13 protein-coding genes are annotated in these 11643 nt (G+C 61.3%); 12 read left to right on the forward strand and 1 reads right to left on the reverse strand.

What is annotated here, in order from left to right; all coding sequences use genetic code 11:
• Nucleotides 1–44 precede the first annotated feature (44 nt).
• The 10 genes from DBO85_RS13125 to flhB all read left to right on the forward strand — a co-directional run bounded on the left by DBO85_RS13125 (nucleotide 45) and on the right by flhB (nucleotide 7353).
• On the forward strand, nucleotides 45–356 hold the full coding sequence (locus DBO85_RS13125) for an Hpt domain-containing protein (protein WP_108108324.1): 312 nt from the start codon (nucleotides 45–47) through the stop codon (nucleotides 354–356).
• Between the two features lie 57 nt (nucleotides 357–413).
• Entirely contained in the window at nucleotides 414–1673 is a 1260-nt protein-coding gene (locus DBO85_RS13130; RefSeq protein ID WP_108107729.1) for a flagellar hook-length control protein FliK, read from the forward strand.
• A gap of 179 nt (nucleotides 1674–1852) precedes the next feature.
• Entirely contained in the window at nucleotides 1853–2380 is a 528-nt protein-coding gene (fliL, locus tag DBO85_RS13135; protein WP_108107730.1) for a flagellar basal body-associated protein FliL, read from the forward strand.
• Between the two features lie 15 nt (nucleotides 2381–2395).
• Complete coding sequence (gene fliM, locus DBO85_RS13140) at nucleotides 2396–3367, forward strand: flagellar motor switch protein FliM (protein ID WP_108107731.1); 972 nt, start codon at nucleotides 2396–2398, stop codon at nucleotides 3365–3367.
• Nucleotides 3368–3409: 42 nt separating this feature from the next.
• Nucleotides 3410–3877, forward strand: coding sequence for a flagellar motor switch protein FliN (gene fliN, locus DBO85_RS13145; RefSeq protein ID WP_108107732.1), 468 nt, complete (start codon nucleotides 3410–3412; stop codon nucleotides 3875–3877).
• Between the two features lie 66 nt (nucleotides 3878–3943).
• Nucleotides 3944–4375: a flagellar biosynthetic protein FliO gene (gene fliO / locus DBO85_RS13150; RefSeq protein WP_108107733.1), complete on the forward strand. Its 432-nt coding sequence runs from the start codon at nucleotides 3944–3946 to the stop codon at nucleotides 4373–4375.
• 1 nt (nucleotide 4376) lies between these two features.
• A complete protein-coding gene (gene fliP, locus DBO85_RS13155) occupies nucleotides 4377–5132 on the forward strand; it encodes a flagellar type III secretion system pore protein FliP (protein ID WP_108107734.1) in 756 nt (251 codons plus the stop codon).
• 10 nt (nucleotides 5133–5142) lie between these two features.
• A complete protein-coding gene (gene fliQ, locus DBO85_RS13160; RefSeq protein ID WP_108107735.1) occupies nucleotides 5143–5412 on the forward strand; it encodes a flagellar biosynthesis protein FliQ in 270 nt (89 codons plus the stop codon).
• Nucleotides 5413–5416: 4 nt separating this feature from the next.
• Complete coding sequence (fliR, locus tag DBO85_RS13165) at nucleotides 5417–6193, forward strand: flagellar biosynthetic protein FliR (protein ID WP_108107736.1); 777 nt, start codon at nucleotides 5417–5419, stop codon at nucleotides 6191–6193.
• A gap of 23 nt (nucleotides 6194–6216) precedes the next feature.
• The gene (flhB, locus tag DBO85_RS13170) at nucleotides 6217–7353 is read left to right on the forward strand and encodes a flagellar biosynthesis protein FlhB (RefSeq protein WP_108107737.1); all 1137 of its coding nucleotides are present in this window, start codon (nucleotides 6217–6219) and stop codon (nucleotides 7351–7353) included.
• 54 nt (nucleotides 7354–7407) lie between these two features.
• Here flhB and sodC read toward each other — a convergent pair whose 3' ends face one another.
• Complete coding sequence (sodC, locus tag DBO85_RS13175; RefSeq protein ID WP_108107738.1) at nucleotides 7408–7932, reverse strand: superoxide dismutase family protein; 525 nt, start codon at nucleotides 7930–7932, stop codon at nucleotides 7408–7410.
• 216 nt (nucleotides 7933–8148) lie between these two features.
• On the opposite strand from sodC, the gene flhA reads away from it, so the two are divergent.
• Both flhA and flhF read left to right on the forward strand, forming a co-directional pair.
• Complete coding sequence (gene flhA, locus DBO85_RS13180) at nucleotides 8149–10272, forward strand: flagellar biosynthesis protein FlhA (protein ID WP_108107739.1); 2124 nt, start codon at nucleotides 8149–8151, stop codon at nucleotides 10270–10272.
• Between the two features lie 12 nt (nucleotides 10273–10284).
• Nucleotides 10285–11559, forward strand: a complete 1275-nt coding sequence (gene flhF / locus DBO85_RS13185; protein ID WP_108107740.1) for a flagellar biosynthesis protein FlhF — start codon at nucleotides 10285–10287, stop codon at nucleotides 11557–11559.
• The last annotated feature ends 84 nt before the right edge of the window (nucleotides 11560–11643 follow it).

Here is an 11643-nt window from a genome sequence, read left to right on the forward strand (position 1 = left end):
CAGAACATCTCGATTCGGCCATTCTCTCGAGCTTGCAGGAGATCATGGGTGAGGAGTATCCGGTCCTGCTGGACACCTTTCTCGCTGATTCCGAAGAGCGTGTGCGCCTGCTCCGTGAGGCGCTCGGGCAGAGCGATGCTCAGGCATTGCGGCAGGCTGCGCACAGTTTCAAGGGTAGTTGCAGCAACATGGGGGCACCGTTGCTCGCAGGCCTTTGCCGATCGCTGGAAGAGGCCGGGCGTCGCGGGCAGCTCGATGGTTGCGAAGCTCAGTTGGAGCATCTTGAGCGCGAGCTTGCGATCGTCCGGATCATGTTCCGCTCCGAGCGGCAGCGCTTCGTGATCGGGCGTAGCTGAGCTGGCCTGACATTTGCTTTGGGTGTTCCGTCATCCTATTTCTGACGGAGAGCCGGAATGTCCGTTGTCCCTGATCTGCTTCTCAAGCCGGCAGCCGCCGAGGCGAAACCCAAGGCGCCCAGCCAGGCCAGCGCCGCTGCAACGCAGCCTCGAAGCAAGGAGCCTTCCAGCTTTGCGAAGGTTTACGAGCGGGAGCGCCAGGCCAAGTCAAACGAGCCGGCGCCTACCCGTACCCAGTCGGAGCCTGGCCGCAAGTCGTCGACCGCCAAGGCTGATTCCGCCAACGAAATGTCACCAGCGGAGGCGACAGTGGTTGCCGCGGATGGCAATGTCTTGCCGGTGGAGGCGACCGAGGGTGCAGTAGATCCGCTTCTGCTTCTTGGCTTGGGTTTCAGCGAAGGTGAGGTTGAAGGCGATGCTGAAGCCGAGTCTGAGACTGAAGAGGCGGCCGCGCTGATGGGGGCACCGACAACCTCTTTCCTGGCTCCATCGACGACGGTGGATACTGCGCGCATCGACCCGGAAATGGAAAAACTCAGTAGCGCTGCGGCGGTCAAGCTTACGATTGAGCTTGATGCCTCTGCCAAGCGTCAGGCTGCGCAGAGCGACGGAGTTGAAGTCGCCGCGCTGACAGCGAATTCTGAAGGTGAGGGGGATGAGCAGGAGCTTGGCCTGGATTCCCTGTTGTCGGCCACGCCGGAGTCATCATCGGAAAGCGGCGAGAAACTCGAGGTTCTCGTCCGCTCGGCTGCGCCCGAGGTCACCAAGGACACGCCTGCAGAGTCGCGGGGTGAGGCATTTGCTGGGCGCCTCAGTGCGCTGGCGCAACAGATGAATCCCCAATTGCAGGCTTCCAGAGCAATGCCAATGGTGCCAGGGCAGCCGGTGCCAATGCAGCAGGGAGGTTGGAGCGAGGCGGTTGTCGATCGCGTGATGTGGCTGTCCAGTCAGAACCTGAAGTCTGCCGAGATCCAGCTCGACCCGGCAGAGCTGGGGCGGCTGGAGGTTCGCATCAGCATGAATCAGGACGTCGCGCAGGTTACCTTCGCCAGTGCCAATCCAAACGTGCGTGACGCACTGGAATCGCAGATGCATCGCTTGCGCGAGCTGTTTTCCCAGCAGGGGATGGGCCAGTTGGACGTGAACGTCTCGGATCAGTCGCTGGCGCGTGGGCAGAGTCAGGGCGATGATCCTCAGGCTCGCCGCTCATTCGTGGGTGGCGATGTTGCGGGCGACGACGAGCCGGGCATTTTCGGAGTTGAGACCAGCGTCAGCGAAATCCGCGCTGACAGGGGATTGGTCGACTACTACGCTTGATCGAGCGGTTCGGAACGTGCCTGTGCTGGTCGGCTGGCGCGCTGCCAGTTCGTTGCTGTGCATAATCGCTGCGCAAGTTCAGGACTCTGGGTTAGCATGCCCTTTCCGAGAAAGTGGCATAGCACTTGCTGCTAACCCTTTGACCCATTTACGCAACCAGTCAGCGACGGAAAATTGGCATGGCTAAGAACCAGGCGCCTTCGCCTCCCCCGGAACCCGGTGTAAAACCTGCGGGGAAGGGCAAACTAAAGTTGATTCTCCTGGTGGTGGTGGCCCTGCTTCTGGCCATCGGGCTTTCCGTGGGCGCTACCTGGTTTCTGCTCAGCAAAGGTGATTCCGGGCAAGACGAGGAGTCGGCTGCTCCCGTCGCTGCGGCACCGGTACGCCAGGCCGCGATCTACGAGCCGCTGGTGCCGGCCTTCGTGGTGAATTTCAATCATCAGGGGCGTCAGCGCTACATGCAGGTCAGCGTGACCCTGATGGGGCGTGATCAGGCTGCCCTCGATGCCCTCAAGGTTCACATGCCGCTGCTGCGCAACAATCTGGTGATGTTGCTCTCCAGTCAGGATTTCGCTCTGCTGGGCACGCCTGCTGGGATGGAGATGCTGCGTCAGCAGATTACTGCCAGCGTGCAGGAGCTGGGGCAGAAGGAGCTTGGCAAGCCAGTGATCGAACAGGCGCTCTTCACCAATTTCGTGTTGCAGTAGCAACGGGGTACGCGCATGGCCGTACAAGACCTGCTTTCCCAGGACGAGATCGATGCGCTCTTGCACGGTGTCGATGACGGACTGGTGGATACCGAGGATGCCGTCGAACCCGGCAGCGTCAAATCCTATGATCTGACCAGTCAGGATCGCATCGTCCGCGGGCGCATGCCGACCCTGGAAATGATCAACGAACGCTTTGCTCGTTACACCCGGATCAGCATGTTCAATCTGCTGCGTCGCTCTGCCGATGTGGCGGTGGGCGGGGTGCAGGTAATGAAGTTCGGCGAATATGTTCACTCGCTGTACGTGCCGACCAGCCTGAACCTGGTGAAGATGAAGCCGCTGCGCGGCACGGGCCTGTTCATCCTCGATGCCAAACTGGTGTTCAAGCTGGTGGACAACTTCTTCGGCGGCGACGGCCGTCACGCGAAGATCGAAGGCCGCGAATTCACGCCGACCGAACTGCGGGTTGTGCGCATGGTGCTGGACCAGGCTTTCATTGATCTGAAGGAAGCCTGGCATGCGGTGATGGATCTGCACTTCGAGTACATCAACTCGGAGGTCAATCCGGCGCTGGCGAATATCGTCAGCCCCAGCGAAGTAGTGGTGGTATCCACCTTCCATATCGAACTCGACGGCGGTGGTGGCGATCTGCACATCACTATGCCGTACTCGATGATCGAGCCGATTCGCGAAATGCTCGACGCCGGATTCCAGTCCGACCTGGATGATCAGGACGAGCGCTGGGTCAAGGCCCTGCGCGAGGACATTCTCGAGGTCAACGTACCGCTCGGCGCGACTGTCGCCCGCCGTCAGCTCAAGGTGCGCGACATCCTGCATATGCAGCCCGGTGACGTGATCCCGGTCGAGCTGCCGGAAGACATCATCCTGCGTGCCAACGGCGTGCCGACCTTCAAGGTCAAGCTGGGTGCCCACAAGGGCAACCTTGCATTGCAGGTGCTCGAGTCGATGGAGCGCCCGCGCTGATTGCGGGCCATCAGAAAATAGAATTCCAGGCGAGGATTGATGATGGCGGAAGAGAACGAACACACCTCCCCCGAGGAACAGGCTCTGGCTGACGAGTGGGCCGCCGCGTTGTCGGAGGCGGGAGATGCGAGTCAGGATGACATCGATGCGATGATGGCGCAGGGCGCGGCAAGCCCCCCGGACGCACACAAGGCACCGATGGAGGAGTTTGGCAGTGCGCCCAAGGTCAATCTGCCCGTCGGCCTGGAAGGCCCCAACCTGGATGTGATTCTGGATATTCCGGTATCCATCTCCATGGAAGTGGGCAACACCGAGATCAGCATCCGCAATCTGCTGCAACTGAATCAGGGCTCGGTCATCGAACTGGACCGGCTCGCCGGCGAGCCGCTGGATGTACTGGTCAATGGCACCCTGATCGCGCACGGCGAAGTAGTGGTGGTCAACGAGAAGTTCGGCATCCGCCTGACCGACGTGATCAGCCCCACCGAGCGGATCAAGAAGCTACGCTGACAGACGTTCCTCGGTCGTTATCGCGCTGGGTCGCTGGCGTACGCCGAGGCGAGGAGAGCCTTTTTCATGATCAGATGGATAACCGCCCTGGCCTGGGTACCCGCGCCGGTGCTGGCCGCGGAAGCTCAGACCGCGGCGTCCAGATTGCCGAGCACCGGTAATCTGCCGGGTCAGCTGGGGCAGCTGCTGGTGGGGTTGCTGCTGGTCATAGGACTGATCTTTCTGCTGGCCTGGGTGGTTCGGCGCATTCAGAACATCACCCCTCGTGGCGGTCAGGTGATCAAGCTAGTTGCGAGCCAGGCACTGGGGCCGCGCGACCGGCTGCTGCTGGTCCAGGTGGGCGGGGAACAGATCCTGCTGGGGCTCAGCTCCGGCCGCATCACCCCGCTGCACGTCCTCGCGGAACCAGTGCATCTTCCCGATGGTGAGCCTGCCTCGCCGGAATTCGCCCAGCGCCTGATGGAGCTGTTGGGCAAGGATCAGAAGGACAAATCCTGACATGAGCGCCTTGCGCCTGCTGCTGTTGTTCGTGGGCGTGCTCGCCACGCCTTTTGCGCTGGGTGCGGACAATCCGCTGTCGATTCCGGCGATCACGCTGTCCACCGATACCCAGGGTCAGCAGGAATACTCGGTAAGCCTGCAGATCCTGCTGATCATGACGGCGCTGAGCTTCATCCCTGCGTTCGTCATGCTGATGACCAGCTTCACCCGCATCATCATCGTCTTCTCCATTCTGCGCCAGGCACTGGGCCTGCAACAGACACCGTCCAACCAGATCCTGATCGGACTGGCGTTGTTCCTCACCATGTTCATCATGGCGCCGGTGTTCGACGAGATGAATCGTGACGCCCTGCAGCCCTATCTGAACGAGCAACTCTCGGCGCAGGAAGCGTTGACCCGAGCCGAAGTACCGCTGAAGGCCTTCATGCTGGCGCAGACCCGGGAAAGCGATCTGGAGCTGTTCATGCGTCTGTCGAAACGCACCGACATCGTCTCGCCCGAGCAGGCACCGCTGACGATTCTGATCCCGGCCTTTGTCACCTCGGAGCTGAAGACGGCGTTCCAGATCGGCTTCATGATCTTCATACCGTTCCTGATCATCGACATGGTGGTGGCGAGCATTCTGATGGCGATGGGGATGATGATGCTGTCGCCGCTGATTATTTCTCTGCCGTTCAAGATCATGCTGTTCGTCCTGGTGGACGGCTGGGCGCTGATCATGGGCACTCTGGCCGGCAGTTTCGGCACCTTGTAGCGAGGCTCTCATGACTCCCGAAGTGGCAATCGATCTGTTTCGCGGCGGGCTCTGGCTGACCGCAACCATCGTCGCCCTGATGGTGGTGCCCAGTCTGATCGTCGGCCTGATCGTGGCGATGTTCCAGGCGGCTACCCAGATCAACGAGCAGACCTTGAGTTTTCTACCCAGACTGCTGGTCATGCTGTTAACCCTGATCTGGGCGGGACCCTGGCTGACGCGCGAGTTGATGGATTACACCCGCACGCTGATCCAGAACATCCCGTACCTGATCGGCTAGCACGATGCTTGAGCTCAGCGAGGCGCAGATCGGCGGTTGGCTCGGTGCATTCATGCTGCCGCTGTTCCGCATCGCCGCGATGCTGATGGTGATGCCCATCATCGGCACTCAGCTGGTGCCGGTACGCGTACGTCTGTACATGGCGCTGGCGATATCGGTGGTGCTGGTGCCGACCCTGCCGCCGATGCCGGATGTCGATGCGCTGAGTCTGCCGATGATGCTGCTGATCGCCGAGCAGATCCTGGTCGGCGTGATGATGGGCTTCATGTTGCTGCTGATGTTTCACGTGTTCGCGGTGGCCGGGCAGATCATCGCCATGCAGATGGGGTTGGCCTTTGCCTCCATGGTCGATCCGGCCAACGGCGTGTCGGTGCCAGTGCTCGGTCAGTTTCTGCTGATGCTGTCGACTTTGCTTTTTCTGGCCATGAACGGTCATCTGGTGGTCTTCGAGGTGCTCGCCGAGAGTTTCGTTACGCTGCCGGTCGGCGAAGCCTTTCTTCTTGAGCGTTACTGGCTTCTCGCCGGCAAGCTCAGTTGGGTGCTTGGCGCCGGTGTGCTGCTGGCGCTGCCGGCGATCACCGCGCTGCTGGTGGTCAATATCGCCTTCGGCGTCATGACGCGCGCCGCGCCGCAGCTGAACATCTTCTCCATCGGCTTTCCCATGACACTGGTTCTGGGGATGCTGATTTTCTGGTTAAGCCTCGCCGACTTCCTCGCCCACTACCAACTGATTGCCAGCGATGCGTTGCAACAGCTGCGCGAACTGGCGGGCACCCCTTGACCTCTTTGATCGGAGCCTGAGCCATGGCAGAGAGCGAAAGCGGTCAGGATCGCAGTGAGGAACCCACACAGAAGCGGCTTGATGAGGCTCGCCGCAAGGGGCAGATTGCCCGCTCGCGCGAACTCAACACACTCGCTGTGACACTCGGGGGCGCCGGTGCGGCGCTGATGTTCGGCGGTCAGATAGCGCTCGATCTGATGGATGTGATGCGTGCCGGCTTTTCCTTCAGCCGCGAAGCGCTGATGGATGACGGCTCCATGGTCAAGCTGCTGCTCGCTTCCGGCACGCATGCCCTGGTTGCACTGATTCCGTTCATGGTCATTCTGTTGATTGCGTCGATTCTCGGTCCGATCTCGCTTGGCGGCTGGTTGATGTCCACGGAGGCCATGCAGCCAAAATTCAGCCGGATGAGCCCTCTGTCGGGGCTCAAACGCATGTTTTCGCCTCAGGCGCTGGCCGAGCTGGGCAAGGCATTAGCCAAGTTCGTGGTACTGCTGGGCGTGGCGCTGGTGGTGTTGTCGACGGTGGAGGACGATCTTCTTTCGATCGCTTACGAGCCCCTCGAAGCTGCCATCATGCACAGCGCAGTGCTGGTTGGCTGGAGTGCTTTATGGCTTTCCTGCGGGCTTATTCTGATTGCTGCTGTAGACGTTCCTTTCCAGCTCTGGAGCAGCAAGCAGAAGCTGAAGATGACCAAGCAGGAAGTCCGAGACGAGTACAAGGACAGTGAGGGCAAGCCGGAGGTCAAGTCACGCATACGTCAGCTGCAGCGTGAAATGGCCGAACGGCGAATGATGGAATCGGTGCCTTCGGCGGACGTGGTGATTACCAACCCGACGCACTTTGCGGTGGCGCTCAAGTACGACCCGGAAAAGGGTGGGGCACCGTTGCTGCTTGCCAAGGGCGGCGATTTCCTTGCGCTGAAAATTCGCGAAATTGCCCAGGAGCACCGAGTGATACTGCTTGAGTCGCCGCAACTTGCGCGTGCGGTGTATTACTCCACCGAAGTGGATCACGAGATACCTGCTGGCCTCTATCTTGCGGTGGCGCAGGTCCTTGCCTATGTCTATCAATTGCGCCAGTACCAGGCTGGCAAAGGCAAGCGTCCGGGCGCTCTACCGGATCTGCCGATTCCGCCCGATCTGCGTCGCGACGAGTAATGTAACGCGGCGGGGTACGGGATATGCGCCCCCGCCGCGATGGCGCAGACTTGTTTACTCGATCACCCCACAGGCGATGCGCGCACCACCACCGCCCAGTGGCATCGGGTGGTCTGCGTGGTTGTCGCCGCCGGCGTGCAACATGATCGCGTGGCCACGGATCTCGTCCAGGCTTTTCAGGCGCGGCGCCAGCACCGGCTGCTGAGCACTGCCATCGGTGGCGACATGCAACGCCGGAAGGTCGCCCTTGTGGGCGTTGTCATCCCAGGGATGGCCATGCTTGCCGGTTTTCTCCGGGTCCCAGTGGCCGCCCGCACCCTCTGCGGCTGACGGCTTGCCGTCTTTCTCGGCTGGGGCGCAGCTCGGGTTGGTATGAACATGAAAGCCGTGCAGGCCGGGCTCCAGCCCTTTCAATGTCGGCGTAAAGAGCAGCCCGTATGCCGTCTGCTCGATCGTTACCCGCCCCAGCGAGCTACCAACGCCACTGGCGCTGACCTGATTGATTTCAATGCTGAGAGGGGCGGCCTGGAGAGACAGGCTGGTACAGCCTGCCAAAGCGACGAACAGCCACTTGCGCATGAGTTTTTCCTTTTCGCGGTGATTGGGGGTTGCAGGGGTTCAGTGTCTGCGACTGAGCCTTCGGGGAAAGGTTCAGCTACCGATCTGAACCCGCCAACCTAAGCCAAATCCTGCCGTATGCAAAGCTTGCCGGGCGTTGGCCGGGTTCTTGCTGTGCATCGATCACGCGGCGTGTGAACGTCAAAAGATTGAATCTGTGTAGTCGGGAGACATTGCGTGGATCGCGGACAAATGATCGGCAACGTGCGCAGCAATCTCGCGGGTCTGCGCCATGGCAACCTGGGGGTACCCATCCTGCTGCTGGTGATGCTCGGCATGATGATGCTGCCCGTCCCGCCCTTTCTGCTGGACGTGCTGTTCACCTTCAATATCGCGCTGTCCATCGTCGTTTTGCTGGTTTGCGTGTATGCAATGCGGCCGCTGGACTTCGCCGTGTTCCCCACCATTCTGCTGGTCGCCACTCTATTGCGGCTTGCCTTGAACGTCGCCTCGACCCGCGTGGTACTGCTCAATGGCCACGACGGCGGGGCCGCGGCAGGCAAGGTGATCCAGGCATTCGGCGAGGTGGTCATCGGCGGCAACTACGTGGTTGGCGCGGTGGTCTTCGCGATCCTGATGATCATCAACTTCGTGGTAGTGACCAAGGGTGCCGGGCGGATTTCCGAGGTCAGCGCGCGTTTCACCCTCGATGCCATGCCCGGCAAACAGATGGCAATCGATGCCGACCTGAACGCCGGACTCATCGACCAGAACGAAGCCAAGCGTCGGCGCAGCGAAGTTTCCCAGGAAGCCGATTTCTACGGTTCGATGGACGGTGCCAGCAAGTTCGTGCGAGGTGATGCTGTCGCCGGTCTGCTGATCCTGTTCATCAACCTGATCGGGGGTGTCGCTATCGGCATTGCCCAGCATTCAATGGGCTTTGCCGAGGCAGGCAAGGTCTACGCCCTGCTGACGATTGGTGACGGCCTGGTGGCGCAGATTCCTTCGCTGCTGCTGTCTACCGCGGCGGCGATCATGGTGACCCGTGTCTCGACCTCGGAGGACATGGGTGCCCAGGTCAACCGGCAGATGTTCGCCTCGCCCAAGGCCCTCGCCGTGGCTTCGGCGATTCTGATCGCCATGGGCCTGGTGCCGGGAATGCCACATGTTTCCTTCATCGGCCTCGGCATCCTGGCGGGTGCTGGCGCTTACTGGATCGTGATGCGCAAGCGCAAGGTCGCGGAGGAAGAAGCGGCCGAGGTACAGAAACAGCAGGACCTGCTGCCGGCGCAGAAGGTGCAGGAGGTCAAGGAGCTGGGCTGGGACGACGTGACGCCGGTGGATATGGTTGGCCTTGAGGTGGGCTATCGTCTGATTCCTCTGGTTGATCGCAATCAGGGTGGGCAACTGCTGGCGCGGATCAAGGGCGTACGCAAGAAACTGTCGCAAGAGATGGGATTTCTCATGCCGTCGGTGCACATTCGCGACAACCTCGACCTGCTGCCCAATGCCTATCGCCTGACCCTGATGGGGGTCAGCGTGGCCGAGGCCGAGGTCTATCCGGATCGCGAGCTGGCAATTAATCCCGGCCAGGTTTTCGGCTCGCTCAATGGCATCGCAGCCAAGGATCCCGCATTCGGTCTGGAGGCAGTGTGGATCGACGTCAACCAGCGCGATCAGGCGCAATCGCTGGGCTACACAGTGGTGGATGCAAGCACGGTGGTCGCCACTCATCTCAATCAGGTTCTGCACAAGCACGCTCATGAGTTGCTGGGGCATGAGGAGGTCCAGCAACTCATGCAGTTGCTGGCGAAAAGCTCGCCGAAACTGGCCGAGGAGCTGGTGCCGGGACTGATCTCGCTGTCGACCCTGCTCAAGGTTCTGCAGTCGCTGTTGCAGGAACAGGTCCCGGTCAGGGATATCCGCACCATTGCCGAAGCGATCGCGAACGTGGCACCCAAGAGTCAAGATTCCGCCGCGATGGTTGCGGCGGTGAGGGTGTCGTTGGCTCGCGCCATCGTCCAAGGCATTGTGGGACTAGAGCCCGAGCTGCCTGTGATAACCCTTGAGCCAAGGTTGGAACAGATATTGCTAAACAGTCTGCAGAAGGCCGGTCAGGGCGCCGAGGATGGAATCCTCCTTGAGCCCGGCATGGCCGAGAAGCTGCAGCGTTCTCTGGTTGAGGCGGCGCAGCGCCAGGAAATGCTCGGCAAGCCGGCGATTCTGCTGGTGGCCGGTCCGGTCAGGGCGATGCTCTCGCGCTTTGCGCGTCTGGCGGTGCCAAGCATGCATGTGCTGGCCTACCAGGAGATACCGGACAACAAGCAGGTCACCATCGTCGCCACCGTGGGACAGAACTGAGGTCCATAGGCCATGCAAGTCAAACGCTTTTTTGCCGCCGATATGCGCCAAGCCATGAAGTTGGTCCGTGATGAGTTGGGTGCCGACGCATCCATCATCGGTACGCGCCGGGTTGCCGGCGGTGTTGAGCTGACCGCTGCGCTGGACTACGAAATGCCTGCGTCCCCGGCACGCCAGCCGAATCCGGAGCTTGAGCTCGAATTGCGCAAGACTCAGGCGCGAATCGCTGCTGCGCACGCCGAAGTCGCCAGCCCGACGCTGGCCCAGTCGCTGCGCGAGCGCGAGCCGCAGCGTCCGGCCCAGCCCGCGCAGGCTGTTCAGGCATCTGTTGCTGGCGAATCCTCGACTGATCAGCGTGCCCTGGCTGCGATGCGTTCCGAGTTGCATGGCTTGCGCGAGCTGATCGAAGTGCAGTTGGGATCCATGGCCTGGGGGCAGATGCAGGATCGTCAGCCGCAGCAGGCAAATCTCTGGAAGCGCCTGCAACGGATGGGCTTCTCCGCGGAAATTTCCCAGGCCCTGCTGGCGCGCGTCTCCGGTGTTGCCGAACCGCGCCAGACGTGGCGGATGCTGCTGGCGCATCTGGCGCATGCGCTGAAGACTCCCGAGCAGGACCCGCTGGAGGAGGGCGGCTTGATCGCTCTGGTGGGCCCTGCTGGCATGGGCAAGACCACGACGCTGGCCAAGATGGCCGCGCGCTACGTGTTGCAGTACGGCGCGCAGAACGTTGCGCTGGTTAGCCTCGACAGTTTCCGCATCGGCGCCCAGGAGCAACTGAAGACGCTGGGGCGTATCCTCAATGTGTCGGTCACCCAGGTCGATCCGGGCCAGTCCCTGACCCAGGCGCTCGCTCCGCTGGCGCGCAAGCGTGTAGTGCTGATCGATACCGCCGGTCTTCCGACGAGCGACCCGGCACTGCGTCTGCAACTGGAGAGCCTGCGTGGGGTCAAGGCTCGCAATTATCTGGTTCTGGCTGCGACCAGCCAGGCTCAGGTGCTGAAGGCGGCCTATCATGGATACAAGCGTTGCGGCCTGGTGGGCTGTATCGTGACCAAGGTGGACGAGGCGGTTAATCTGGGAGAAGTGCTCGGACTGGCCATCAGCCAGCAGCTGCCGGTAGCCTATCTGGCGGATGGGCCGCGGATTCCAGAAGACCTGCATCGTCCTCGAAGCCATCAGTTGGTAAGCCGGGCGGTAAGTCTTCAGGCTGAAGAAGACCCGAGCGAGGAAACCATGGCGGACATGTTTGCCGGTCTGTATCAGGGTTCGACGCGTCGCGTCGGTTAGCCGGGTAATTCCCCGCGCTACGATTTTGCAAGGTGGTGGCGCAAGGTTTCGATCGCCTCCCGTTAGCAGTCAGAAGGTGTAGAG

The sequence above is a fragment of the Pseudomonas mangrovi genome (genome assembly GCF_003052585.1).
GTDB lineage: Bacteria > Pseudomonadota > Gammaproteobacteria > Pseudomonadales > Pseudomonadaceae > Aquipseudomonas > Aquipseudomonas mangrovi.

Bases quoted from the DNA above. Each gene is read 5' to 3' on its own strand.
- DBO85_RS13125 (WP_108108324.1), top strand. From the start codon at position 45: ATGGGTGAGGAGTATCCGGTCCTGCTGGACACCTTTCTCGCTGATTCC.
- DBO85_RS13130 (WP_108107729.1), top strand. From the start codon at position 414: ATGTCCGTTGTCCCTGATCTGCTTCTCAAGCCGGCAGCCGCCGAGGCG.
- fliL (WP_108107730.1), top strand. From the start codon at position 1,853: ATGGCTAAGAACCAGGCGCCTTCGCCTCCCCCGGAACCCGGTGTAAAA.
- fliM (WP_108107731.1), top strand. From the start codon at position 2,396: ATGGCCGTACAAGACCTGCTTTCCCAGGACGAGATCGATGCGCTCTTG.
- fliN (WP_108107732.1), top strand. From the start codon at position 3,410: ATGGCGGAAGAGAACGAACACACCTCCCCCGAGGAACAGGCTCTGGCT.
- fliO (WP_108107733.1), top strand. From the start codon at position 3,944: ATGATCAGATGGATAACCGCCCTGGCCTGGGTACCCGCGCCGGTGCTG.
- fliP (WP_108107734.1), top strand. From the start codon at position 4,377: ATGAGCGCCTTGCGCCTGCTGCTGTTGTTCGTGGGCGTGCTCGCCACG.
- fliQ (WP_108107735.1), top strand. From the start codon at position 5,143: ATGACTCCCGAAGTGGCAATCGATCTGTTTCGCGGCGGGCTCTGGCTG.
- fliR (WP_108107736.1), top strand. From the start codon at position 5,417: ATGCTTGAGCTCAGCGAGGCGCAGATCGGCGGTTGGCTCGGTGCATTC.
- flhB (WP_108107737.1), top strand. From the start codon at position 6,217: ATGGCAGAGAGCGAAAGCGGTCAGGATCGCAGTGAGGAACCCACACAG.
- sodC (WP_108107738.1), bottom strand. From the start codon at position 7,932: ATGCGCAAGTGGCTGTTCGTCGCTTTGGCAGGCTGTACCAGCCTGTCT.
- flhF (WP_108107740.1), top strand. From the start codon at position 10,285: ATGCAAGTCAAACGCTTTTTTGCCGCCGATATGCGCCAAGCCATGAAG.